Here is a 25,738-nt window from a genome sequence, read left to right as displayed (position 1 = left end):
AATTGAGTTAACTTTGTTATCAATGCTTGCTCCACCTTTAGGGGGAGGGGGGTAATTGATGTATTGGAGTTAAGAATCCTCGCATATTTACCTCTATTTTTCAAATTGAACACCCTCATTTTATCTCTTTTAAAATATTTTTTCTTTACCTTTTTACACTTAAGGTTAAAATTAAAGAACATTAAAACTTATTTTACTTTTCTATAAATACTTTTGTAATTCACTCTTTGGGACGAATAAATCTATTTTTAAGTTAATGAGAAATTCGTTTAAAATTGGTAATAACTTTATTTAAATATGATTTGCAAATTTAAAATATTACTTACAAAAATCATTTAAGCTAATTTGTCCTTTTCTTTTTCTTTCAGGAACTGCTAATTTATCAACATCTTCTCCTACTTGTTGTTTTATGTCTATTGCAATTTTTCGTCCAAGTAATTGGGCAAGCGCGCCAATATCAATTCGTTTTACTCCACCTAGATCTTTTATTCCATTTTTGTGTAAAATTCTTGCTCTCACACGTCCAACATTTTTTAGTTGTAATAGTGCTAGTAGTTCTTCTTGCACTCCATATTTTATTCTAAATCTTAGTTTTTGTATCTCACTTAGTATTGATTGAAAACTTAGTAGTTTTGCTATCTCTTCAGAACAATATAGTAACCAATCTGCACGACCAAGTTTCATTCGAGTTTCCCCTGGGCGCATATTGTATTCTTCTAATAAAAATTCTTCATCTTTTTCCGCAATCCAATCATTAAAAAATAATGCCGTTTTTACTGAGTTCAAATAATCATCATAATCAGAGTCAAAATAGTCAGGTTCTCTTTCTAAAATTTCTGATTCATATTTCACATATTTTTCTTGTATTTCTTCATACTCGCGTGTTTTAATTCGGAGTAAAGGTCTCATCTCTATTGTGTGACTAATTGTTTGTAATAATCCAAAACTTGTTACTCTTTTTTTCTCAACGCCGCTTTTCAAACAAGTTATTATGTGATTGGCAGTTAGTGGGTCAACGTATAATTGTGCAACTCGTTTTCCAAGAAGGGTTGCGCGTAGTTTTTCATCAGTTTTTATTGAATCTGCACTTACAAAATCATCTTTTTCGTCAGTTTGTATGAATTCATAATCGTCTAATAGTTGGATGATCCGATCCATTATTTCTTCTAGTTTTTGCATATCTTCATATTGGTGTGCCCAAAATGTTTTTGAAAAAAATTCTAATAATTCTTTTTTGTTATTTACAAATCCGGTTGAAATTAGTGATAGCACGTAGGTTCTTAAAACTGGTTCGACTGCAAGTTTTGAAATTATTTCTTCTGGTTCGCCTAAAACATATTTTTCATAAATTTCTTCTTTGCTTTTTTCATCATTTGCAATTATTACTGCTTCTCCTGTTTTTTCAAATTTGGGTCTTCCCGCTCTGCCTGCCATTTGTAAATACTCAAGAACGGGTATCCAATTCATTCCTCCAAAACCGATATCGCTATAGCGTTTTAAGTCTTTTATGATTACTCTATATGCGGGAAGATCAAGTCCATAAGCAAGAGTTGGAGTGCTACAAATGACTTTTATTTTTCCGGCTCGAAAATTATCTTCAATGAGTTCTCTTTGTGCGCCAGTAAGTCCTGCATGATGAAATGCACTTCCTTTTTTTATGCATTTGGCAAGTCGTTCACATTGTTTTGTTGGTTTTCCTAAAACGTTTAATGCTTTTTCACTTAAAATTTGAAAGAATTCATTTTCTGAAAAGTTTAATTTAATTTTTTTAGAAATATCTTCTGATGTTTTTTCTGCACTTTTTTTTGTTCCTGCAAATACGATGACTTGTTTTCCTTTTTTGATGGCTTCGAGTGCTATGTTGACTACATCACTTTTTGTTTTTGTTTCAACCTTAACTTCATAACTCATAATTTGTTAAAACTCTATCTGTTATTTAAATTTTGTCTGAGTATGTTAAAAGCTTTTTGTCAAAAATAAATTTTACAGCACGTATTTCGCAGTTTAGAAATTCTTTTATATTATGTTGTCATTAGTTTTTAAATGACTGCTGTAAAATCACAACCCACTCAAACTCCAAGTCAAGGCTCAGATCAAACTCCTGTTGGATCATTAGATGAGTTAGTTGATTCAGCGGATTCAACTAATTTAGTTGGGCCTGCAATTGTTTTTAGACAAGGAGTTAAATACATTGGAGGGGGACTTCATTGTGTTTCTTTAGCTTATGCGGGTGAGGGTAGAGGTCAATTACATATAGGCTATACTGCGGTTGCTGCAGCGTTTGTTGATGGGAAGAGTGTGTGGCAAAATAAAGATTATGATCCTGTTGATCTTCCAGTTCAAAGTGATCGATTTGTTTTAGTTTTAGCACCTAGTGTTGAATATGGGGGAGTTAGAAAGAACACCTTGCGTTTTAAAAGACCAGAAGATACAACGAGTAGAACTTTTCTTAAAGTTGTTGCAGATGAGGCTGTTAGTGTTTATTTGAATGGTGAGTTTGCTTGGCTTGGGGATTGCGTAGTGTCATCAAAACCGGGTAATTGAGTATTTATTTCTTTGCTTGTCGCCACATTTCTTGAAATTGTTTTCTATAGCTTTCAGTTATTTGTTTACTTTGTATTCTTATTGCGGCAGGTGTTGGTGACATTGTTAGAAGAACTGTTGTGTCTTTGTAAATATTTGTTGTTGATGGAGTTCCAAAAGGAATATATTTTATTTCGGTGTGAGGAAATATTGTCATCTGTTTGAAAAAGCCTTTTCTTTTATCATTAAATATTATTTTTAGTTTAACTTCTTTTTCACTTCGCCTTAAGTGTATATTTTCGAAGAATGCTTTTGTTTTTGGATTGCCAGAAGGTCTATCTCCTCCTCCCATGACTAGTAGTTCATCTCCTTTTTTCAAATCTTTTAGTAAATCATTAAACACTGATCGAACTCCTTCGTAGCCTCGAAATAATTCAACTTGTGTTTCTTTATCATTTCCTTCTTTGTAGATTTGTTCGAGTCCTGGTAAAACTTCTTCTATTTGATTCATCTCTTCTTCTATTTTCTTTTTTTTACTTTCTAAATAGTCTTTTATTCGGTTAGGATTTGCAACTCGAAAATGTTTGATGTTTTTTTCTGAATATTCGGTTACTAGTCCTTTGTTGATGAGTTTTTGTAAAACTTCATATATTTTTGAACTGGATACGTTTGCTTGTTTTGATATTGGTCCAGTTGTTGATTCTTTAAGATTTAGTAGAACAAGATATGTTTTTGATTCAGATTTTGTTAAGCCTATTTCTTCTAGTAGTTTTTCTATCATTTTTTGAGTTATAAAAGTCACCTTATTAAATATTTCTATTTTTTCCCCTTAAGGGTGGTTTAGCCAATCATTAGCTTTTCGAGTGCGCTATCCTTGTTGCTCTCAAATGACACCTGGATGTGGGTTGCGTATTTTTCTTCTTCTGTTTCGTATTTTTTGATCATATTATATTGTATGTTGGATCTAGCATATTATTGTAACTTCCCCCTTGAGGGGTCAAACTAAGGTTTCTTTTTAAATGGTGCTCCAATTCATGCGTAAAGTTTATAAATGACTCATTTATTTTTGAATGGTATATGAGCCCGTGGCTTAGTCTGGTTATAGTGCTCGACTGATAATCGAGTGGTCCCGAGTTCAAATCTCGGCGGGCTCATTGTTTTTATTTTCAAATATTTTTTTTAGTTCTAAAATTGGTGATTCAATCAAAACTGGGTATTATGTGCTAATTTAGCTGTATGATCTAATTTGTGAGGTATGATCTAACATTAACGATCTAAATCCGAACCTGGTTGAAAAGTGTGTTATTTTGGGGTTTATTATGGATTATTGTGTTGATATGGGTGCTCAATTTGATAAAGTTGCATTAACGTACACTGAGCTAAATGGCATTCCTCCTGGCGTTTCTTTTTCAGATGATATCAACTTTGTTTGTGCTAGATCCATTAATGAAGTTGCCGCTGATGCATCAGAACTTTCAAGAAATTCTCATTTTAAATATTTGAATGATGATTATTTTGTTGCAGTTCATAATTTTTTAAGAGAAATGGGTGTGGCTCAAGCAAGAATTGATTTTATTCGCGATAGTAAAGGTGAAATTGCAAGGGGGAGCACAAGAATTCCTCTATTGGTTTCAGATCATAATTTACCTGACATTTCGGATTTTGTTGTAAAAACTTATGATGATTATTCAAAAGAACAAGAACGTTTGGTTTTAGAAAAAGTTGCAGGAAAAGTTGCACCTAAAATATTGAAATTTGGTGATTCAATTTTTGCAGAAGATGTGTTACCTCCTGAGCATTTTTCTTTATTGGATTTGGCACTGCTATGTAATAATTATTCTGCAGGTATGCGAGTTGTAATTGAGAGTGGTGCAAAAATTTATGCTGCAATTGCAAAATGCGAAGTTAATTATGCTCACAATCATTTTTTAGATGAATTTCATATTGGTTTGAATGGTGGTTTTTTTGTAACTGATTTTGGAACGTCTCATTTATTTTATCCTCCTGACTATTTGGGTGAGAAAATAGTTGATGATTTAAACGATAAATTGGCTGCTGAACTAGATATTAGGGATGATATTCCTTCGGGTGATGGGGTAGCATATGCTGCGCAAGAAAAAGTTATTAATCCTATTTTCTATGAGTGGGACAGAAGAAGAAAGTTTATTTTTACTTTTGAAAATGAGTGTGGTAATTCTGGTTTGGATTATTTTTCAGTGGATCCTAGTGGGGAAACTGCAAAAAAATTACGTGAACTGGATCCTGCAATATTGGCTAATTTAGTTAAAGTTGTAGAGTCTGCAGAAAATGCTTTGCATTTATTTTTTGAGCGTCGTCCAAGATTAACTGGTGGTTGGGTTTCTGGTTGGGATTCATTAAGGCCATATCAACAAATATTAAGAAGAACGTTTATAGAATCTTATTTTGAATAAGTATTTATTCTTTCCAAGGGTTATCTGGATTTGTTTGTCTGATATATTCATATCTATCTTGCATCAGTCCAGTTTTTTGATCAAATAATGGCGTTTTGCCTTTGTATATTGTTCCGTTAGAATTTCCGTAGGAATCAAATCCTGCTGAGGTAATCCAAGCATCAATTAATTCGTTTTCACGAAGTGTTTTTTATTCTTCAAAAAACAATTAAGGGGAGTTATACGTTGTGAAGTAGCATATCGAATGAAGAATAATTATTATTCAGTGCCTAAAAATAATATTGACAATGAACATTTTATTTTTCGCATGGGTATTTTAAAAAAGTTTTTTCAAAATGTGCTTTGTCTTGATACTGATACTAAAAAAGCAGGACGTTTTGCTGAGCATGCAGCATTTGGTTTGGCTGCTGCTGCATCAATGTTTTTTGCAACGGGAATTGCATTCATCACTCAATTTCATTTTGGAAATTTTACTACTTTTTTCTTTTTATCTTTAGTTATTAGTTATGTTTTTAAAGATAGAATTAATGATGCACTAAAACAATATTTGAAGAATATTTTGTTAAAAAAATATTTTGATTATGAGATGAGTATTTTTTCTAGTCCTGAGATTAAAATTGGTAGTTGTAAAGAATTTTTTTCGTTCATTAGGGGAAAGGACATTCCAAAAACTATTAAAAAACTTAGGGATAATTTTCATGTTAATGATGTTGAACATTTTTATAGGGGTGAAACAGTATTCACTTACAAAAAATTCACAAATTTATTTTCTAAAAAGTTTAAAAAGATTTATAGGAGTAATGCAATTCAAGGTATTAATGATGTTTTAAGATTTAATATTTCGAAATTTTTGGGTAAGATGGATGATCCGCAAAAAGATGTATTTGTTTTAAACGGGAATTCATTTAATTCTGTTAAAAGTGGTAAAACATATCATCTTAATTTAATTATTAAGTACACTGCACAAAAAATTCCTGCGTATAGGCGGTTTCGAATAGTTCTTGACAGGACAGGAATAAAAAGAATTGAGAGGGTATTTACTGATAAAGCTAATAAATTAAATAAAATATGTGTGGAGTGATGATGATAATTATTTTATTTTAAGTATATCTCTATTCATATCTCAGCGCATCTACTGGTTTTAGTTTTGATGCTTTGTAAGCAGGTATAATTCCTGCAATTAATCCAACACTTACAGATACACTTATTGCCATAATTATTGAGTTAAGTGATACTATTGTTCCTCCTTTTAGCATTCGCATAGAAGCCCCAATCATCATATTCATGGCTTCTGAGAGTATTATTCCAAAAAAGATTCCTAAAATTCCTCCGACGAGTCCAATGAGTGCGGCATTTAAAATAAAAATAAAAAGTATGTCTCTATTTTTTGCACCTATGGCTTTCATGATGCCTATTTCTTTTGTTTTTTCTAAAACTGAGGTAAACATTGTATTTGCAATTCCAACTGCTCCAACTATTAAGGATACTGCGGCAATTGCCAATAAAAACAAGTTCATGGAATTCATCATTTCAGATCTTGTTTCCATCAGTTGTTTACTTGAGGATATTGTGAAGTCTTTTGTTTTGTTGTTTACGTGTCGCACAGTCATTAATTTTTTTTCTATTTTTGCGATTGTAAAATCAAGTTGATCTTCATCTTTGACTTTCATAATTATTGAATCATAAATATCTTGTTCTTTATTTTCTAAAACTTGATATGCCATTTGTATGGGTAGATATATGTTTGTACTAGAATCATCTATTATCCCGACAACTCGAAATGCGCTGTTTTCAATTGTTAACATTTTGTTAATTCCAATGGGATGATCAAAAAATGAACTTGCAAGTCGACCTCCAATTATTATTACATTTTGATCTGCACTGTCAAGAAATCTTCCTTCGTTTATTTCTACTGTTGTTATGTCTGACCAAGTTTTTTGTTCAACTCCGCTCAAAGAAACAGTTCCTGTTTTCCCTAAATATGAAACATCAACATTTCCCCTTATTTGGGTGTCTATAAATTCTATATTTGGAATTCCTTTAAGTGCTTGCAAATCAGTTCTACTTATCACTATTTTTTCAGTAGTTGCAGTGGCGACAGAACTTGATCCTCCTCCGTGTCCAAACATACGCGAACCTTTAGAGTTGCCTGCGGTTAGTGTTAATAAATCTCCGCCTAACGAGCCCATTTGTGCCTCTAATGATGCTTGCATTCCTTCCCCAATTGAAACTATTGCAATTACTGCAGCAACACCTATGACAATTCCAACTATTGTTAACCAACTTCGCAATTGGCTGTTAAGCACCATTTTTAGTGCATGTTTAAAACTTTTAAGTGGCTTCATTTGTTTTCATTAACTTTTTTTTATTATCCAACTCATTTTCATCCAACTTATTTTTTTATTTTTTAAATAAGTTTATGATGTTAAAATTTGGATTTTCTAATTTTTTTGTTTTGTATTTTGAATAAATAATTCCTAATAAAATTATTAATGCGGAGCCTATTATGTGCCATTTATATTTTGCAAAAAATCCTTGGTTTTGTTTTCTCATGTTTGATCTTTGTTGCATCAATTCTTCGTTAGCTTGATTTATTGCTGCATTTAATGCAACTTCTTTTTCAACAATTTTTCGTTCTCCCATTGTATCCGTGTATGCTACTTGAATTATTATTGTATTTTCGCCAGATTCTGTTTGATTATTTTTTTGAAACGGTTTGATTTTTTGATTTAAATCTTGTTCTAATGAAAAACTTGCAACAGTATAATCTCCTTTGTTTAAGTTGCCGATTATCGCAGAATTAGCTCCAGTTATTTTCCAATTTTTTTGTTCTGGAATTAAAATAGAAACGGAGGCTGCAGGATTGCTTCCTATATTGGATATACTAAATGCAGTTTCCATTCCGGTTTTTTCTGAAAATGAAACCTCAAAGTCAGTTTCTCCTCCAACATATATTCCTGCAATTGTTGATGTGTTTGTTTGTTCATTTGTTATTGGGTCATCATAAGTTAAGTATAAATCTAAACTATAAAGTCCGGGGGCTGCATTTGTGTCTGCTATTACTTGATATTCTAAGTCTTTGCTTTCTCCCATTTCTAAATATTTGATGTATTTGGTGTTATCGCTTCCAACAGGAAGTACTATTTCGTCTGAATTTTGCCAGTAGAATCTAATATTTTTAAGAGGGGCATTTCCAACATTATTTATTGTAAATTTTAGGGTGGTTTGTTTTCCTGGAATTAATGTTGTTTGATCTATATGTATTATTTCTGCATTTTCTTGATTTTTAATTTCAACATTGAATGTTTTTTGTTTTTTAATTGTTGAGCCTTGTTCATAATATTTAATTTTAATTTCATATGTTCCTGCTGCAACTGTTTGATCAATTTTAAGTTTATATTTTACAATTTTTATATTTTCTTCCAACTGATAAGGATTTACTGTTCCAACATTTTGTAAGTATGTTTGTCCTGAAACTAAACTAAAAGGATATTCAATCTCAAGTTCTGTAATTAAATTACTTGCAACAATGCCTCCAGTATTTGCAATTCCAAATCTTAATTCAACTGTGTCTCCTGCGATTGCCGGATCTGGATCTTGATTAACTAAACTTATCGAGATTGATTGTGAATCAGATAAACTTGATGTAACTAGTGAAACTAACATCAATAAAATTAGTGTGATAAAAATAGTTAATAGATAAGGTTTTGTTGTTTTCATTTTTTTACCTCTCGATTGTGAATTTTAATTATTTCGCCGTCTTTAAGTTCGACAATTTTATGAGCATATTTTGCTAAATTCATATCATGTGTTACTAAAATTATTGTTTTTTGTTCTTCTTTCCATAATTTTTTTAATAATTCTAGTATTTCTTTTCCTGTTTTGCTATCGAGTGCTCCTGTTGGCTCATCTGCTAAAATTATTTCGGGATCTCCAACTAAACTTCTTGCAATAGACACTCTTTGTTGTTGGCCGCCTGATAATTGGGAGGGTAAATGGTGAGCTTTATCTGATAATCCTACTAATTTGAGAATGTCTCTTGTTTTTTTTGCTGCAATTGAATCCTCATATTCAAGAAATTCTAAAGGAAGCATAACATTTTCAAACGCAGTCATTGATTGAATTAAGTTGTATTGTTGAAAAATAAATCCTATTGTTTTACCTCTTAGTGTTGCTAAGTTTGATTCACTTAATTTAGTTATGTTTTGATTCTTTAAATTAATTAATCCTTTTGTGGGTATGTCCAAACAACCTATAAGATTCATCATGGTTGATTTTCCACTGCCTGATGCGCCAATAATTGCTACGAATTCTCCTTTTTTTATTTCTAAAGAAACACTTTTTAATGCGGGTACTTGGAATTCTCCCATTTGATAAATTTTTGAAACACTATCTAATTTTAAGAGTACTTCATTTGTATTTCTTTTTTTAGATTTAACCATTTTTCTTGATTGTATGATTTGATGATTGTATAATTTAATATATTATTATTTATAAACTAAATGGATTTTAAGTGTATATTTTAGAAAAAGTAATTTAAAAATTAAAAATAAAAAAATTTAATTTTGCATTCCGCATTGACCTTTATGATTTGCTTGTCCAAGTCCTTGACGCATGCCTTGTCCTTTTTGACCTTGTCCCATTTGGTTCTGTCCCATTTGGTTTTGTCCGTTTTGTCCTTGTTCAAGTCCTTTATTCATTCTGTGTGGGCCTTCAAGTTCATCAAGTCCAAGTTCTTCTGCAAGTTCTCTTGCTTGTTCTTTTAGTTCATGTAATTCTTGTAATTTGTCAAAGTTATCTGATGTAATTTTTTCAGCCATTTCTGGGTTTTTTTCAATTACAAGGGAGTTCCAAGTTTCATAATCTCCAGATTCAACTGCAGCTTTTACTTGTTCTCTGTGGTCATCTCTTTGTTCGTGTTTTACAACTCGTTCATTGAACTGGTCTTCTGTAAGTTTATATTTCATGAAAGGTAGATCACTTTCTTCAAAACTGTCCAAGTATGTGGTGTAGTCTCCAGTATCGAGTGCATTTTGTAATTCTGTATTTTGCATAGTTTTTTGTCCGAACGGGAATGCGTATGCGCTTGCTGCAACTACGCTTACAACAAGTAATGCTAAAATTCCCAATATTGCTATTTTTTTCATTTTGTCTAACACCTCCAATTTGTGTTAAGCTAACTAAGACTTGCATGTTTTATAAGTGAGAAGAAGGTAAAATGTGCATCTTAAGTCCATTTTATTTATATAGCTAACTTCGAATAATTATCTCTTGTAAGAAAACAAGTCTTCAATAATATTGAATTCAAAGTTCTCTTTGAGATAATTTGTATAATATAATTAATAATTTAATTTTTTAAAAAAGTTATCTATAATTTTAAATATTTGTTATGAATATAAGGTGATAATAATGCCCCCGCATCATTTATTTAATCCATTGCATTTTGGTATTGATTTAGTTTATACGCTAATAATTGTATTTTTATGTCTTCTTGTTTATTTTAAAACTAAAGAAATGTATGTGTTAACTAAACACAGGGGAATTGAGTATTTCCGTAATTCTTTTTTGTTATTCGGTGCAGCATACTTAACCAGATTTATTTTTCATGGCATTCAATTAAGCATAATAACTTTAGATTTATTTATTCGTCCGAGATTTTTTGGACCTATTGTTTTAACACTAACTGCGTTTTTTAGTACTTTAGCTATATTTTATTTGGTGTATAGTACTAATTGGAAAAAATTTAAGTATAATTCTTTTTTGATTGTGGCTTATTCTGTTTCTGTATTGGTCGCAGTAATTTCATTATTTACGCATGCGCCTATGATTATTGCATTGGTTCAATTACCTTTGTTACTGTTTGTGATAGTTGCAAATATTTCTGATACTAAAAAGAAAAATTATTCTGCAAAAGCCATTTACGTTTTGATTTCATTATTTTGGTTAATTAATTTATTTGTGCTAAGTCCAAAAAGAATTTTACCGTTTGATATTACATTATTGTTTCAAATATTTTCATTAGTAGTTTTCATAGTATTAATTCATAAATTATTTAAGTGGATAAGATGAGTAAGAAAAGAGATAGGTTGGAGGTTATTTATGACATATTAAATACTGTTAGGAATAATAAAAATAATATTAAACCAACTCCTCTCTTGAGATATTCTAATTTATCTTCTCAAAGATTTGCAGAATACTATTCCGAACTTATTAATAAACAACTCATTCGTGAATCTGAGGATAAAAAGGGTAAAAAATTCATAACATTAACCGACTCGGGTTTCAAATACTTAGAAAAATACAAAACAATAATTGGTTTCATTGAAGAGTTTGATCTGTGAGTTCAGAGAGTTTGATCTGTGAGTTCATCGAGTATTTTTTCTCTAACTGAATTAGTTAATATTCTTGTTTTTGCTGGGCACCAATTATTAAATTTAGGTCCCATTTTATAATTAGGACTATTAACCCATATTTCTCGAATGGAGGTATCATGAGTGTTACCATAAATTGTTGATGCATCTCGTCGACCAGGACAAAGTTGTACATCTCCATTTAAGCGTAAATAAAGTCCTCCTGATACTTGATTACAAGGTGCCGATGCGGCGTAAGGGGATACTCCTTCTTGGCGAATTTGATTCAAGGTCATAAAACCATTATCAATTGCAGCTTTATAGATTTGAACATAAAAATTAACAACGTTATTCAATCCTTTGTATGAAGTTAGTTGTTTGGTTAATCGTTTTCCTTTTCCCGAGTCCATGCTTGGCGCAGTAATTGTAGGAATATTTCGTTTAGCTGCCCATAAATAAACTTCAACTGCGCAATCTACATATTCAGGATCAAGTCCGGTAGACACAAATGTTAATCTTTGTAAGTCTTTTGTAAGTCCTGCGTCAACTAAACGTTCAATAGCAATGTTGCGTTTCAATGCATAGTCTTTAATTTTTGTTCCAATTAATCTTTGTTGTAATTCTGAATCAAACGTATCACATCCTAATATTATTCGTACAATATCATAACTTGTTAATCTCTCAACTAACTCGCGAGAATTAATTCCTTGATATTTTTGAGATAATGAATCATCTGCTAGTTCCGCACCTTTGGTAAAAATAGAAATATTCAATCCCATTTCACTTAATTTGTCCAATATCAAAAACATTTCAGGATTTTCTAAAAATTCTCCCGGACCCAAAAATTTCACAGACTCAAGACCAATTTCTTGCGCATCTTTCAACACAAAAAGCACTTCGTCGTGTTTCAGTAATTTTTTAGAGTCTGAATAAACTTCATCTTTATTAAAACATCTTGGACAATTATGTTCGCAAGGATATTGTGAGAATCCAGTATCTATTAAGTCATTAGGTGCAAATTCTATGTCCATATGTTTTAGTGCTCGAATTCCATCAACTCGTTCTTCTAAGTCATCTAAAGTTAAAGTCCAATCTGCGGGCCGAGGAATAAAACTGGATTGTATTTCTTTGTCTGATTCTGTTACGTTTGGATAAATCTTCATCCCTTTCAGGGACAAACCTAGTTTTAAGTGACTTTAATGACATTTGGCAAGTTAACTCCTGCTAAGTGGTAAAAACCGAAAAGCTTATAAATGATAAAATAATTGAGGTATTTTATGAAACAAATTAAAGTGGGTGTTTACCATCATGATTGTTGGGGAAGCTTTAGTACTGAGAATTTTCCACATATTTCTATGGTTGAATTAGGTGCTATTGGTATTCAAAATAAATCTGATAAAGGAACTTTAGTTAATTCTTTTTTTAAAATAGCAGCAGACACTCAAACTGAAATGATTGATTATCTTGAGTATTTAAAAACAATTCCTTCGATAAATAAATGTAAAATATTCAAACAATTTGGAAATAAATCTTATGTTTTTATTCAATTTCAAAGTCCTACGAGTTCATATGATTCTGTTCTGAAAAATGATTGTTTTCCTATTGGTCCAATCGTTCAAGAAAAAGCTTTAGAAATTCATACGCTTGCAAGCGAAAAACCAAAAGATTCTATTAAACTTTTATCTGAACTTAGTTCTATTGGGGAAGTTAAAGTTATGAGTGTGAAAGATTTTGATGAACCGTCTGTTGAGTATTCATTAACTCAAAAACAATTAACTGCGTTAACATCTGCGTTTGATGGTGGTTACTACAAATGGCCTAGAACAGTTAAGCTTCAAGACATTGCCAAAAATAAAAACATTAAGCGACGAACGTTTCAAGAAAACTTAAGAAAAGCAGAAGCAAAACTTTTTCCTCATATGATTGATAACTTCTTAAATAAAAGATAATTTTGACCAAAACATTTATATCGATTCATTTATTTTATAATTCTAATATTTAAACTGACTAAATTTCCTGGAAGTCTAAAATTTATGGTCAGTAAAAAAGGTGATTATTATGTCTAAAACTGAAGAAAATTTAAAAGCAGCATTTGCTGGTGAAAGTCAAGCTAGAAACAAATATACTTATTTTGCTAAGATTGCAAGAAAAGAAGGTTATCATTATATTGCAAAAATTTTTGAAGAAACTGCAATGAATGAGGTTCAACATGCAAAAGATGAATTCAAACTTCTAAACGGAATTAATTCAACAAAAGAAAATTTAAAAGCAGCAATCGAAGGTGAAGATTACGAGACTGATGAGATGTATCCTACTTTTGCAAAAGAAGCAGAAGAAGAAGGAAATATGGACGCTGCAGCATTATTTAGATCTATTGCTAAAGTTGAAAAAGAACATAGTAACAGATACAAAAGACTTCTAACTTTGCTCGAAAATGATTCTGTTTTTAAAAGATCGGAACCTATTAATTGGAAATGTTCAAAATGTGGGTTTGTTCACAATGGTACAGAACCTCCTAATGTTTGTCCTGCATGTAAACATCCTAAGGAATATTATGAGCCTGAAGATTTTTAATTTTTTTCTTATTTTTTTTTAAAATAAATGAAATCTCGTCAGGTAGTCAAAGCATTGGATCAAAATAATAATTCTATTCATGTTGATTCAATTCCGCCTGAGTCTAAAGAATTTTATTGTCCTTTTTGTAAAAAAGAAGTAATTCCAAGAAGAGGAGAAAAGGTTGTTTGGCATTTTGCACATAAAGATGAAGTTTGTGAATTTCTTAATTTAAAATCAAAAGATGATTTAGATAACGCGACAATTGAACTTGAAAAAACAATATCTATTAATGATTTAGAATTCAAACCTATTTCTAAATACTTTATGTGTGTTAAATGTAAAAACAAATTTAACAAAGAAGTTGGTATTAAGTGGGACTCATCGGAATTCATTTGTAAGGATTGTTTTAAACTAAGTTGATACTTTTATTGTGGTAACTGTCTCAATAATTAATTTTAAGCACTCTTTGAAATTTTTATTTAAAAGTCTTACTTTTTGAGAGTTTGTATTTAACAAAAATAATTGTGTTGGGCCAACAATTCTTGATTTAACTAGTATGTTGGTCTCTTCTAATTCTCTAATTATTTCATATAATTTAGGTTTTGAAATATTTATTTCTTCTAATAAATCACTTACTGCAAAATCTAACCTACCTCGTTCTAATATTTGTTCTAAAACTTTATTTCTGAGTGTTTTTCCATATAGCTCACAAAAAGCACCATATTCATTTTGGTTCATTATATCTCCAATAATTTTTTTATTTCTTGTAATTTTGAGGGATTTAAACTAATATGCCAATCAATTCCTTTTCCTGTTTTTTTCTTTAAAATAATGAGGCAATATCTAATCTGCTTATATTCTTTATTAAATTCTTTTTGTTCTTGTTTTGTTAACCATTTGGTGCGAGAAATTATTAATTTATTCTCTGGAAAATGTTTTCCCCCAATATAATGTTTGTTTAACAAAAATATTAATGTTGATTTAAATGCAGCATTCATTTTAGTTCAAAATTCTGAACACCCAGTTCAGTATACTTAACCAAATTATTTAAATCTTTTGGTTTTAAACAAGCTTTGCAGTCTAATTAATTTTCAGTAGAAATAACCGAAAAAAATGCAATAATCTTGAAATTTTTTCGCAAAGTCCAAACTTTTAAATAATAAAATGAATAATTTGGTTGTATGAGCATGATTTTAAGATTCATATTTGCATTTCTAATTTTTTTTCTAATTGTTGGAGGAATTCATTTTTATATCTATTTTAGATTGAATCATTTTTTTAAATTTGCACAATTAAAATGGATTATTATTTCTTTGGGAATTTTACTTCCTGCGGGATTTATTGGTTCAAGAATGTCTCATAATTATTTAACGATAATTCTAAATTGGTTTTCTTCTATTTGGATGGGGATTATGTTTTTTTTATTATCTACTTTACTCATTTATGAGATCATTAGGTTGTTTGTTAAACTGTCTCCGATTACTTGGGGAATTATTGTTTTGTCAATTGTAGCGGCAGTATCACTTGTGGCAATAATTAATGGGCAATTTATAGTTACTAATGAACTAACTATTGAACTGGAAAATATTAACAAACCTCTTAAGATTGTTCAATTATCTGATATTCATTTTGGAGTTATTCATAATTCTAATTTTTTAGAAAAAATTGTTAAAAAAACTAATGCTCAAAATCCTGATTTAGTTTTAATTACTGGAGATTTATTTGATTCAGTTAAAGTTGCTCAAAAAAAAGGAGTTCCTGAGTTGAAATTATTGAATGCCAAAACTTTTTTTGTTAGTGGTAATCACGATTTGTATGAAAATATTTCAGTTATTAAAAAATTATTATCTGAAAATGATGTTCAGTTTTTAAGTGATGAATTAGTTGAGTATAAATGAATTCAAATAATTGGGTTAAATCATCCGAAGAGGGATAAATTCATTAATGTTAATTTATCAAAAATAAAAATTAACAAATCTATTCCTTCAGTTTTGATGTATCATCAACCAAAGGGTATGATTGAAGCAGAAAAGGCAGGAATTAATTTACAACTTGCAGGGCATACTCATAACGGTCAAATTTTTCCATTTAATTTTGTAGTTAAAGCTGTTTTTCCGCATGTTAGGGGTCTTTACAAAATTAATAATCTTAATTTATATGTATCTCCGGGTACTGGAACTTGGGGACCACCTATGAGATTGGGGTCAAGTAATGAAATCACAGTTATTAACTTAGTTTCTAAAAAATAAAATAAAAATTAAAAAAGATTTAGTATTAAATTTGGGTCTGGACAAGTGTTTAACATATCATTTCTATTTTCTGAAGATGCAACTCCTGGGAAATCTCCGCGGTAATTGCCAATATCTGCAATAACTTGAAAATGTAGGTGGGGTGGCCAGTTTCCATTTTCAGGATAGTTTCCAAGTCTTCCAACGACATCTCCTTTGCATATTTTCATCCCTTCAACTAATGGATCTAGACTTCTTAAACTTAAATGACCATAAAGAGTATAAAACTTAATTCCCTCTAGTTCATGTTCTAAAATTATTGTTGGGCCATAATCTCCGTCTGAAGAATTGTTAGAAAAACTGTGAACTGTTCCTTCAAATGGGCAAATAACTTCAACTCCTGCATTAGAAAAAAGATCAATTCCTAAATGTATTGTTCTTCTATTGGTTCCACTAAATACTTTGCTGTGGTCATAAATTATTCTTTCTTCATTGTATTGTCCGATGCCGAAGTCATAATCTGGTAATTTGCTAAAAATATATTTAGTAAATTCTTCTGCATTTGACATGTCAACAGTATCCAATTCTTTATTTGTTGAGGTTAAATCAAAAATAAAAAATTTTGGATTGTTATTTTGATTTCTCAAAACCGGACCAAATAAATCTCTATTTTTGTTTAGCAATTCTTGAATCATTTTTACCTCCTAGGCAAGTACATTACTGCCAAGTTTTCAATATCGGTTGTTTCTGATAAATCTCGATCTCCACCTATAAGTACATGATTTCTAACAACACCTCCAAGTTCAAAACCCAATCGATTAAATGCTCGAATTATTGGTGTGTGTGCAATTCTAGCTTCGGTGTAAACGCAATCTGCAGCAATTATTTCTTTGCTATTTAACAAACCAAGTAAACAACCCTTTAGTAATCCTTGCCCTCTAAAATCTTTATATGTTGCACAATCACTTATTTCGTATATTTCGAGTTCACGTTCATCAACAATAATTCCTGTTGCTCTTTCTGCGGCAGCAATACTAACAATTTGCCCATCTGAATTTCTTGCAACAAAAGCTAATGAATTTTCAAGAACTTCTAATACATTTTCGATGGTGGGATCATACCACATTATGGTTCTTCCTTCTCGAGAATATGCTTCGATTAGTAGTGCTTGAACTGCTAAAACATCGGAGTCACAAGGGTCAGTTAATTTTTCAATAGTAAATTCTTCAGAAATTTTTCCTTGGGAACTTTCTAAACTTTCACCTTGAGTTATTTTTTCCAAATTGTGTATTTGCATTCCATATCTGACTGGGTCTGTTAATCTTTTTGTGCCGTTTTGTCCTAAATATGCTATATGTTGTCCAGTTGCTATGGGGACTGTTGCTTCAACTAATGGGGTAAACAAATGCGTCAGATCAGAATCTGCCAATACTGTTCTCATTGTTGTTCTAGTAGCACCTTTTTTTTGTGCTAAGAAATTTGCAAGTGTAAAATCATAAAGTGTGGCTAAAACATCATTTTCTGTTCTAACAATTCTTATGGTTTCATCAGATAAACTCCAACCTTTTACTCTTTGGTTAAGTTCATCATAACTTATCTCAACACTACCTATGCTTCCTGCATTAGAATTAGTTAAATCAGTAGTTAGTTTCGATGGGCGAACGCTTGGCTAAACCACCGTCTGTATTTGTTTGTGTCATTTTTTTTACCTCCTCGTTTTAAGCTCGACAGCTTTTTGGCGATTATTAGTTCCAGGTAATATTTGTATCATTTAAGTCTGTATTGTAAGGGAGCAATCTTAATCCTTTAAATTGTTTATTTTCAAACAATGGTTGGGTATTTAATGAAAAATCCACTTCTCCTTGATCTGTTGAAATGATATAAAATGGAATTTCTCTTCCACTTTCAAATCTTCTTAAGTTGCTTGCAATTTGAATTATTCTTGAAGCTTCAATGGGAACTTGATTAAGTTCTTTATTGATTGGTAATCCTTCAATATATATTTGGTGAAATTCTATTCCTGTTTCTCTAAGCTTGTATGAGATGTTTAATATTTCATCAGGAGTGGCATTAACTGACATAATTAAAGGAACATTCGCATAAACAGTTATTCCATTTTTTCGTAATTTATTTGAAATCAGTTCGTGTGTTTTATTAAATTCTGATGAGTGCAAAAAAACTGTTTCAATTTCTAATTTTAATGGATTGCGTAAATCAATTCTATTGATTCTGGCTAGTTTTTGAATATTTTCTTCAGTGTATTCGTCAGGATGTTGGCTAAATTGGATGCTTCTTAATCTAATGTGGTTAACATTGTTTGGTAATTTTGAATTTAATAAAATATTTTCAATTTTTTCGATTTGTTCTATCAAATTATTTGTTGAGTAAAAAACTAAATCTGTAACATCGCAATTTTCGTTCAAATATTTTATTAAAAGTTCGTTTTCAATTTTATTTAAGTTTAGTTCAACTCTTGTTTTGTGTGCTCGAGTAATTCCTGCAACAGTTGTATTTTCTGGTTGTGTTAAACATTCAGGATTTTTAAATATTTTTTCTCGAGCTTGTTCTAAGTTGATTCCCTCAACAAGACCATAATTACTTTTTATTCTCAAACCGCAATTAACATTAAATAAATTGGGATCTCCAATTTGTCCTAAATATTTAACATCCAATGTTCCATCTTCATTTATTCTTGTGTCTGAGGGTTTTTCAAATTCGGAACTGAATTGTTTAAAATATTCTTCGGTGTAGGGAGTTCTTATCCATATATTATTTTCATCTGCTTGTTCGATAGCCCAGCCACTAGTATTCCAATCAATTTTCCCAATTGTTGTAGCAGTACATATGTGCGGCATTGATCTATCAGAGGTTTGAGGTCTAAGTTTGGCAGCAACATCTAAACCTTCGGCAAATGTTGTTGAATATTTTCGATTTCCTTGAATTGGGCTGCAGGGAATGTAAACATAATGTATTTCAGTTCCAACACTTCTTAGTCTTTGATATAATTTAGTTAGTGAATCGTAATTATCGTTACAGTCTTTTAGGAATGGTGTTTGTACATAAACTCGTATTCCATTTTTTGTTAGTTCTGAAATTATGTTTAATGATTCAATTGTAACTTCGTCGGGATGTATGAAGTGTGTTGCAATTTCTATTCTTTTATCATCAAGATATAATTTTTTTAAATAGTCCAACCAAAAATTATTGTTGTTTGTGAATAATTGTGGATAATATGCAATTGATCTTGTTGCAAGTCTTAATGTTTTTATGTGGGGTATTTTTTTTAGTTCTTCTACTGCATATGTTAGTACTTGTGCATTTGTGAATGGATCTCCTCCTGTAAGTACTACTTCTTTGATGTGGGGATTTTTGTTTAGGTGGGTTATTGCATTTTTTACATCTTCTAATGTTGGATTTTTTTGATTGCGACATTCTTTGTGTTTTCTAAAACAGAATCTACAATATACTGGGCAAGTCATATTCAAAACAAATATTGGTCTATTTTGATACATTTGTTCTAATAGTCCTTGGTGAAATTGTCCGACCCAAGTATTTTTTAACCCATTCGGATTAAGCTCATCTAGGAATGGCAGGTATTGATATGTTACGTGGCTTGAGAATCTCATTTGTCGTAGGACGTGCAGGGATAATCTTACTGGATACGTATCTATTACTTGTTGTAGTTCTTCAGAAAAATCTAGATTTGTTAATTCTTTTAGTTGATCAACAGTTTTTATGGTGATATATTGATTGCCTGGAATTAGTTCGGTTAAAATTGCCATTAAGAAATCATTAGGTATCAAAACTTCATTTACATGTATTGTTGTAGGTGTTATTTTTACTTGATTTAATTGGGGTATTAGTTGATTAAAAAATTCTGTATCAGTGATATTCATGTTGGCTAATAAATTTTTAAAGTGATCTTCTGGTTGAGTGTCTTCGTTTGAACTGTTGCCATTTTGGATTAGTGTATGGAATTCAGGTCCGAGTATGATTTCGCTATTATTTTCATTTAAAAATCTAGTCGCAGCTGTATTTAATTGTGCGATGTTGTTGGTAATTTCCATATTTGTTAATATGTAGTTTTGTTCCATGTAATGAAAGTTGAATAATTCTTATAAAAACATTGTGTAATTATAATAACAAAATTTATATAGTTCTGTTATTTTATGTTTTTTATGCCTACTGTAAGTCATATTGTTAAAAAAATAATTGAATCTAGATCTACATTGTATGAAGCTTTAGCTAATGATATTGTTAATTATCCTAATCTTGCAGATTACTTAACTCCTGAAATCGAAAGGGAGCTGGGGAGTTCTGTTAAGAATATGGCAATTGTTATGGCACTTAGGCGTTACAGAGAAAAAATTAAAACTTTAGGGAGTGTTAAAGTTCCATTTAAGTTCGATGCTGAAATAACTTTAAAGACTGGTCTGTGTGATATGACTTTTGTGAAATCGCCTTCAATTTTATCTAAGTTAAAAGAAATATATGGTTTTGTGAATCAAGACAAGGGCGAAACTCTTAATATCATTCAGGGAAATTATGAAGTAACAATTGTTGTTAGTGATAAATATCGTGAACAAATTTTAGAATTGCTTAAAGGAGATAAAAAAATTAATGTTGAAAAAAAACTTGTTTCTTTAGCTATGAGTTTTTCTAAAGATTTTTTGTACACTCCAGGAATTATTGCGAAGGTTACTCGTAAATTATTTTGGGATGGCATTAATTGTTATGAAAATATTTCAACAATGACTGAGGTTATTTTCATTGTTCATGAACGGGATGCAATTAAAGCATTTAATAGTTTGAAGGGATTGACATAATTTAACATTTTTTTCTAGTTTTTTGAGGGGTTTATTTTGTGGTGCTAAATTTGTTTATTTTAGAGCGAAAACTTTATAAATTAGTTACTATTTCGTGGTGAATATGGTTGATACATTAATTGCAGAAGATTATGAAGCTTGTGAATCACAAGATCCGTCTATTGAAGATATGTTAGTTGGTATGTCTCAAAGAACTGGGACTGCAGCAGTAATTCAAACTGGGTTGACTAATGCATTATTTGGAAATGACATTCATTCTTTAATATATGTTCAAGGGGATATGGCTTATGAGCACATATGTGTAGGAAAAACAACCTTATTTGTTGAAAAAGGAAGAGTTACTGTTCAAATAGGGGGTAAAGAATTAAATCTTAGTCGTGGTGATTCTATGAAATTTCCCATGTTTGGTGAGTATAAATTAACGTCTGAATATGGTGCAGTTGTTGCTGAAAAATGTAGAGTTCCAAAAAATTATTTTGATGTTAATTAAGAAATTTAACTAAGTGAGATTTTTTTTAAATTTTTTGAGATTAAATTATTACCAACTTCCTTCATCTATATCTTTTCGTCTTCGTTCTTCATATCTTTCAAGTTTTTGTCTAGCATCAGAGCCACAACTCCATCCGCCACTATTATTTACTCTTGAAATTAATCTTTGGCGGTAATCATCAGGAGGAGATTTGGGCTCATTTTTTCTAGCTTCATACAATCTTCTTGCATTTTCAACATCAGTTTTATCAAAAATTCCATGTTCTAATCCATAATCATGTGCCTTTCTTATTTCGGGATCAAAATCTCGATAAGTTGGATCTATAATTTCTAGACCAAAATTCCTAATTCGTTCTAGTACTTTTTCTGCATTTGTTTTCAAAATTTCTTGTTCTAAATTTATTGCCATTTTGTTCACTAGCTAGGTGAGACTGGACGGGTTATAATTCTATTTGTCTTATTTTTTTACAAAAAGAGAATGAAAGGTATAAATTTAGGATTAACTTCTTGGTGCTTGTAAAACGTTGATATAGAAAATGAGCGCCCTCGGCCAAGGGTGAATATATTTGACACCCTATTGGGCGGAAAGTTTATATATTTGTTATATTTTTTAATTTAAGTGAATAAGATTGAGATAGAGCGTGAAAAACGTGCAAAACAGTATTTGAATGGTAAGAAAGTATTATTGAGTGATGTGACTATTTGTAAAAGTAATCGTGAGTTATTTGGTGAGTTTTTTGTTTGGCAAGAAAAAAAACTTAAACGGATGAATGGATTGAGAAATTTAGATGCGAGTACGTTTAAAACTCTTTCTGGGTACGTGCATAAGTTTAGAATTGTGAATACTTGGTTTAAGAATAAGGCTTGGAAACAATTAACTAAAGAGGATATTCAGACTGTGTATGATGATTTAGAAGATGGTAAAATTTTAAGAAAGGATGGAAAACCTTATGAAAATTTGAATACTACTTATTACAGTAGAGTTTTTAAAAGTAAACCATTTGAACTTGCAGGTAAATTGAAATTGGCCAAGCAAGTTATAGAATACACTAAAAAAAGCAATAAAGAAGTTAGATTCATAATTGAAAAACAATTTAAGCTGATTGAAGGTGCTGCATCAAAGCTTGATCATAGGTTGTTGCTGTGGTTGGCATGGGATATTGGAGAAAGTATTAATGCATTGCTAAAATTGAAAAAATGTGATTTTTATTTGCAAAAAAATTCTAATACTAAAGAACCTGAGTATAGGGTTAATTTAAAACGTGAAATTCTTAAACGAAGTAGGACTCCTAGGAGTGAACTTACTAATTATACTGAAACTGTGAATTTAATTGATAAAAAATTAAGTAATTTGGGTGCGCAAGATTATTTATTTCCCTTTGAATATCGTAATGCGAAACAATTTCTGGATAGGTTTGTTAAAAAGACAGAACAAAAATGTATTCCTAATGGTGAAAAAGTTACTTGGAAAGATTTACGTTCTGGAATGGCTTGTGATTTATTGAAGAAGAAATGGACTACTGATGAAGTAAATAAAAGATTAGGTCATAAACCTAATAGTGATGAGATTAATAAGTATATTAATTTTTTAGCTATTGATACGCATGCACCTAAAGCAAAAATTCGTCAATTTGAGCTGGAAGAATTACATGATAAACTTGAGAAATTTGAAAATCGAGAAAAGCTTTATTCAAAACGAAATGATGATTTAAAAACAGAAGTTGAAGAAATGAATAAACAAGTTAAATTAATGAAAAAACAAAATGAAATTATTGATGAACAAAGTAAGGTTATGAAAAAATTCATAAATTTATTATCTAAAAAAACTAATAAGATTAATTTATCAGAAAAAGAATTACTTTCATTAACGGAGTAATTATATTTAAAAGGTGTTTTAGAATTGGTGCAGTGGTTAAAAAACAAAATTGAATTAAACGAAATAGCAATATCTAAACAACGGGATAAGTTGGCAAGCTTAAATCAAAACTGGAATTCATTTTTATCAAAAGATACTTACTTAATATGTGGTGAGAAGAATAATTTTTTATTTCGAACTAAAGCTATTAAAAGTCAATCAAAAGTTAAGTGGTTTCTTTTTTGGAATTTAAGTTTAAATTCTTTAGTAAATTCACTAAGGTTAGATTTAGATATATTTAATGAGGGCGTATTAAATTACAATTCTAAGTTCATTAAAAAAAGATTAAAAGAATACTCTACATTTTTAGCTGGTGATGATGACAAGTTAGATCATCCATTAGATTCAGATCAAAGAACTGCAGTAATAAAAGATGATAAGCATAGTTTAGTTATTGCGGGTGCAGGCTCTGGAAAAACTAAAGTATTAATTTCTAAAATTGCATATTTAGTCAGGCGTAAAGATTCAATAAAGCCTGAAAAGATACTTGCGTTAGCATTTACTAACGTTGCAGCTAAAGAAATGCAAAATAGACTAAAAAAAGAATATGGTATTGACATAAATATTTCAACATTTCATAAATTTGGAAATAACATTATTTCTGAAGTAACCAAACAACATCCCAAGTTATTGTTTAATGGAGATAATGCAGATTATAAATTTAAAGAAGTAATAAATAATTTGATTAACTCTAGTTTGGCTGATAAAGAGTTTCAAAAATTATTTGTAGACTATATTTCAGACCATTTATATGAAGATCCTGCAAATATAAAATTTAAAGAAAAAGAACTATATTATGAGTATATGAGATCAAAGAAATATGCTACTTTAACAAATGTAAAAGTTAAATCTCTTGCAGAAAGAGATATTGCCAATTTTTTATTTAAACACAATATTAAATTTGAATACGAACCTAAAGTAACTTGGTCTGATTCTAACCCTAAATTTAAAGAATACGAGCCTGATTTTTTTATTCCAGATTTAAATATTTATGTAGAACATTGGGGATTAAACGAAAAATATGAAGTGCCTGAATGGTTTTCAATGAGTAGTGAAGAATATAATTTAAAAAAAGATTGGGTTTGCAATCAGTTCGATAAACATTCTAAAACTCTAATTCAAACATATGAATTTGAACGTCAACAAAATAGCCTTCTTAAAAAACTCAAAATTCGTTTATTAAAACATAATAATAAAATATTATTTAATACGTTAACTTATAAAGAATTAGTGGAAAAAACATATGAGTTTAAAGAAACTAAACAAAAACTTTCAGGCCTTATTCATACTTTTATTCAATTAGCAAAATCTAATTTATTAACTCCTGAAAAAGTAACGAACCGTATTAATTCAACTAATTATGATGTGCGACAAAAGTCTTTTGCAAAAATAGCTAATGAAATATACTCAAAATATGAAAATTTGCTTCAAAAAGAGAATAGAATTGATTTTAATGATATGATTAACAAGGCAGCAGACTTAGTTAACTCAAATAAATCTCTTTTTTTAAACAAATATGATTATATTTTAGTAGATGAGTTTCAAGACATTTCTAAACAGAGATTAGAATTAATCAAATGTTTTGTTAATCCAGAATCAAAAACTAAACTATTTTGTGTGGGTGATGATTGGCAAAGCATATATCATTTTGCAGGAAGTGAAGTTGATTTTTTTGTTAATTTTAAAGAATATTTTGAGTATCCCGATCTTATTTATTTATCAAAGAATTATCGTTGCAGTAAAACTATTGTAGATATGTCTAACGATTTAATAAAAAATAATTCTAATCAGATAAAAAAAACAGTTATTTCGCATAATAAATTAGTTAGGAAAGCAGAATTATTTGAGTTGAATGAAAATTTTAGTTGTTTGATTGAACGGCAAACTGGTCATATACTTAAAAAAATTAAAACACTAATAGCTAAAGGCGTTAAACCGGAAGAAATTTTAATTATTTCTAGATTTAACAAAAATTTAAAAAAAATGAAACAGGTGTTTAGTAAAAAAGGCTTGCCCACAAATAAAGAAAGACAAAAAGGCATTAGATTTTATTCTGCGCATAAATCCAAAGGAACCCAGGCAAAGCATGTTTTTTTAATAGATGTAATTTCTGGAACTTATGGCTTTCCCTGTGAAATAGAAAATGACTCAGTTTTAGCAATTGCTAAAAACCCGAGAAACCAAGAAAGTTTCGAAGAAGAAAGACGCTTGTTTTACGTAGCACTAACCCGAAGCAAAGAATTCTTATACATTTACACTAACAAAAATAGCAAATCTCTTTTTTTAACTGAAATAGCTGAATACTTAGAACCGCCAAAACCAATAAATTTTTTTGATTTCACTTGATACTTAATATCTTTTTTTGGCCCTTAACTGCTTTTAGTTACGCGCGAGCCATATGATTTTTTGTTGAAAAACA

The 25,738-nt window shown here is 30.2% G+C and carries 27 protein-coding genes and 1 tRNA gene; 15 read left to right on the top strand and 13 right to left on the bottom strand.

Annotated features, from left to right (window positions below; all coding sequences use genetic code 11):
* Window positions 1-318: 318 nt before the first annotated feature.
* Window positions 319-1,911, bottom strand: coding sequence for a hypothetical protein (locus HN587_07165; protein MBT7903615.1), 1,593 nt, complete (start codon window positions 1,909-1,911; stop codon window positions 319-321).
* Between the two features lie 132 nt (window positions 1,912-2,043).
* Between HN587_07165 and HN587_07160 the strand changes: the two genes are divergently transcribed.
* Entirely contained in the window at window positions 2,044-2,544 is a 501-nt protein-coding gene (locus HN587_07160) for a hypothetical protein (GenBank protein ID MBT7903614.1), read from the top strand.
* Window positions 2,545-2,548: 4 nt separating this feature from the next.
* On the opposite strand, the gene HN587_07155 is transcribed toward HN587_07160, so the two are convergent.
* A complete protein-coding gene (locus tag HN587_07155; GenBank protein MBT7903613.1) occupies window positions 2,549-3,304 on the bottom strand; it encodes a hypothetical protein in 756 nt (251 codons plus the stop codon).
* 298 nt (window positions 3,305-3,602) lie between these two features.
* Here HN587_07155 and HN587_07150 point away from each other — a divergent pair.
* The 3 genes from HN587_07150 to HN587_07140 all read left to right on the top strand — a co-directional run bounded on the left by HN587_07150 (window position 3,603) and on the right by HN587_07140 (window position 6,036).
* A tRNA-Ile gene (locus tag HN587_07150) sits at window positions 3,603-3,677 on the top strand.
* A 165-nt stretch (window positions 3,678-3,842) separates the two neighbouring features.
* Complete coding sequence (locus tag HN587_07145; GenBank protein ID MBT7903612.1) at window positions 3,843-4,955, top strand: hypothetical protein; 1,113 nt, start codon at window positions 3,843-3,845, stop codon at window positions 4,953-4,955.
* Window positions 4,956-5,199: 244 nt separating this feature from the next.
* Window positions 5,200-6,036 (top strand): hypothetical protein, encoded by an 837-nt coding sequence (locus tag HN587_07140; protein MBT7903611.1) that lies wholly within the window; start codon window positions 5,200-5,202, stop codon window positions 6,034-6,036.
* A 31-nt stretch (window positions 6,037-6,067) separates the two neighbouring features.
* On the opposite strand, the gene HN587_07135 is transcribed toward HN587_07140, so the two are convergent.
* From HN587_07135 to HN587_07120, 4 genes are all read right to left on the bottom strand, one after another.
* Window positions 6,068-7,264, bottom strand: a complete 1,197-nt coding sequence (locus HN587_07135; GenBank protein ID MBT7903610.1) for an ABC transporter permease — start codon at window positions 7,262-7,264, stop codon at window positions 6,068-6,070.
* Window positions 7,265-7,355: 91 nt separating this feature from the next.
* Complete coding sequence (locus tag HN587_07130; protein MBT7903609.1) at window positions 7,356-8,675, bottom strand: hypothetical protein; 1,320 nt, start codon at window positions 8,673-8,675, stop codon at window positions 7,356-7,358.
* Complete coding sequence (locus tag HN587_07125) at window positions 8,672-9,397, bottom strand: ABC transporter ATP-binding protein (protein ID MBT7903608.1); 726 nt, start codon at window positions 9,395-9,397, stop codon at window positions 8,672-8,674. The genes HN587_07130 and HN587_07125 overlap by 4 nt, the downstream gene beginning before the upstream one ends.
* A gap of 117 nt (window positions 9,398-9,514) precedes the next feature.
* Window positions 9,515-10,102 carry a hypothetical protein gene (locus HN587_07120; protein ID MBT7903607.1) on the bottom strand — a complete coding sequence of 196 codons (588 nt, stop codon included), beginning with the start codon at window positions 10,100-10,102 and terminating at the stop codon, window positions 9,515-9,517.
* Between the two features lie 262 nt (window positions 10,103-10,364).
* Here HN587_07120 and HN587_07115 point away from each other — a divergent pair, with 262 nt between their 5' ends.
* Both HN587_07115 and HN587_07110 read left to right on the top strand, forming a co-directional pair.
* A complete protein-coding gene (locus HN587_07115) occupies window positions 10,365-11,024 on the top strand; it encodes a hypothetical protein (GenBank protein ID MBT7903606.1) in 660 nt (219 codons plus the stop codon).
* Window positions 11,021-11,296: a hypothetical protein gene (locus HN587_07110; protein MBT7903605.1), complete on the top strand. Its 276-nt coding sequence runs from the start codon at window positions 11,021-11,023 to the stop codon at window positions 11,294-11,296. Before HN587_07115 ends, HN587_07110 begins: the two co-directional genes overlap by 4 nt.
* Window positions 11,297-11,298: 2 nt before the next feature.
* Here the strand turns inward: HN587_07110 and HN587_07105 are convergent, their stop codons facing one another.
* On the bottom strand, window positions 11,299-12,468 hold the full coding sequence (locus HN587_07105; GenBank protein MBT7903604.1) for a radical SAM protein: 1,170 nt from the start codon (window positions 12,466-12,468) through the stop codon (window positions 11,299-11,301).
* Window positions 12,469-12,582: 114 nt separating this feature from the next.
* Between HN587_07105 and HN587_07100 the strand changes: the two genes are divergently transcribed.
* The 3 genes from HN587_07100 (at window position 12,583) to HN587_07090 (ending at window position 14,281) form a co-directional block, all read left to right on the top strand.
* A complete protein-coding gene (locus HN587_07100) occupies window positions 12,583-13,254 on the top strand; it encodes a hypothetical protein (GenBank protein ID MBT7903603.1) in 672 nt (223 codons plus the stop codon).
* Window positions 13,255-13,363: 109 nt separating this feature from the next.
* Window positions 13,364-13,879: a rubrerythrin family protein gene (locus HN587_07095; GenBank protein MBT7903602.1), complete on the top strand. Its 516-nt coding sequence runs from the start codon at window positions 13,364-13,366 to the stop codon at window positions 13,877-13,879.
* Between the two features lie 27 nt (window positions 13,880-13,906).
* The gene (locus HN587_07090) at window positions 13,907-14,281 is read left to right on the top strand and encodes a hypothetical protein (protein ID MBT7903601.1); all 375 of its coding nucleotides are present in this window, start codon (window positions 13,907-13,909) and stop codon (window positions 14,279-14,281) included.
* On the opposite strand, the gene HN587_07085 is transcribed toward HN587_07090, so the two are convergent.
* Both HN587_07085 and HN587_07080 read right to left on the bottom strand, forming a co-directional pair.
* Window positions 14,273-14,599 (bottom strand): hypothetical protein, encoded by a 327-nt coding sequence (locus HN587_07085; protein ID MBT7903600.1) that lies wholly within the window; start codon window positions 14,597-14,599, stop codon window positions 14,273-14,275. The two genes, HN587_07090 and HN587_07085, sit on opposite strands and share 9 nt — an antisense overlap.
* A complete protein-coding gene (locus tag HN587_07080; GenBank protein ID MBT7903599.1) occupies window positions 14,599-14,859 on the bottom strand; it encodes a hypothetical protein in 261 nt (86 codons plus the stop codon). Before HN587_07080 ends, HN587_07085 begins: the two co-directional genes overlap by 1 nt.
* A 183-nt stretch (window positions 14,860-15,042) precedes the next feature.
* Here HN587_07080 and HN587_07075 point away from each other — a divergent pair, with 183 nt between their 5' ends.
* Together HN587_07075 and HN587_07070 are read left to right on the top strand one after the other, a co-directional pair.
* Window positions 15,043-15,759, top strand: coding sequence for a hypothetical protein (locus tag HN587_07075; protein ID MBT7903598.1), 717 nt, complete (start codon window positions 15,043-15,045; stop codon window positions 15,757-15,759).
* Between the two features lie 96 nt (window positions 15,760-15,855).
* Complete coding sequence (locus HN587_07070; GenBank protein MBT7903597.1) at window positions 15,856-16,110, top strand: hypothetical protein; 255 nt, start codon at window positions 15,856-15,858, stop codon at window positions 16,108-16,110.
* Between the two features lie 8 nt (window positions 16,111-16,118).
* On the opposite strand, the gene HN587_07065 is transcribed toward HN587_07070, so the two are convergent.
* The 3 genes from HN587_07065 to HN587_07055 form a co-directional block, all read right to left on the bottom strand.
* Complete coding sequence (locus HN587_07065; protein ID MBT7903596.1) at window positions 16,119-16,784, bottom strand: peptidoglycan DD-metalloendopeptidase family protein; 666 nt, start codon at window positions 16,782-16,784, stop codon at window positions 16,119-16,121.
* 2 nt (window positions 16,785-16,786) lie between these two features.
* Entirely contained in the window at window positions 16,787-17,530 is a 744-nt protein-coding gene (locus HN587_07060) for a hypothetical protein (protein MBT7903595.1), read from the bottom strand.
* Between the two features lie 304 nt (window positions 17,531-17,834).
* Complete coding sequence (locus HN587_07055) at window positions 17,835-20,183, bottom strand: radical SAM protein (protein ID MBT7903594.1); 2,349 nt, start codon at window positions 20,181-20,183, stop codon at window positions 17,835-17,837.
* Window positions 20,184-20,267: 84 nt separating this feature from the next.
* On the opposite strand from HN587_07055, the gene HN587_07050 reads away from it, so the two are divergent.
* Together HN587_07050 and HN587_07045 are read left to right on the top strand one after the other, a co-directional pair.
* Window positions 20,268-20,915, top strand: coding sequence for a hypothetical protein (locus HN587_07050; GenBank protein ID MBT7903593.1), 648 nt, complete (start codon window positions 20,268-20,270; stop codon window positions 20,913-20,915).
* A gap of 103 nt (window positions 20,916-21,018) precedes the next feature.
* A complete protein-coding gene (locus HN587_07045; GenBank protein MBT7903592.1) occupies window positions 21,019-21,405 on the top strand; it encodes a hypothetical protein in 387 nt (128 codons plus the stop codon).
* 48 nt (window positions 21,406-21,453) lie between these two features.
* On the opposite strand, the gene HN587_07040 is transcribed toward HN587_07045, so the two are convergent.
* Complete coding sequence (locus tag HN587_07040) at window positions 21,454-21,813, bottom strand: hypothetical protein (protein MBT7903591.1); 360 nt, start codon at window positions 21,811-21,813, stop codon at window positions 21,454-21,456.
* Between the two features lie 210 nt (window positions 21,814-22,023).
* Between HN587_07040 and HN587_07035 the strand changes: the two genes are divergently transcribed.
* Window positions 22,024-23,280 carry a hypothetical protein gene (locus HN587_07035; GenBank protein MBT7903590.1) on the top strand — a complete coding sequence of 419 codons (1,257 nt, stop codon included), beginning with the start codon at window positions 22,024-22,026 and terminating at the stop codon, window positions 23,278-23,280.
* A 27-nt stretch (window positions 23,281-23,307) separates the two neighbouring features.
* Window positions 23,308-25,665, top strand: a complete 2,358-nt coding sequence (locus tag HN587_07030) for a UvrD-helicase domain-containing protein (protein ID MBT7903589.1) — start codon at window positions 23,308-23,310, stop codon at window positions 25,663-25,665.
* Window positions 25,666-25,738 lie beyond the last annotated feature (73 nt).

It is taken from the genome of Candidatus Woesearchaeota archaeon (assembly GCA_018675335.1).
Taxonomy (GTDB): domain Archaea; phylum Nanobdellota; class Nanobdellia; order Woesearchaeales; family UBA11576; genus JABJCP01.
This window is presented reverse-complemented; position numbering and strand designations above follow the sequence as displayed.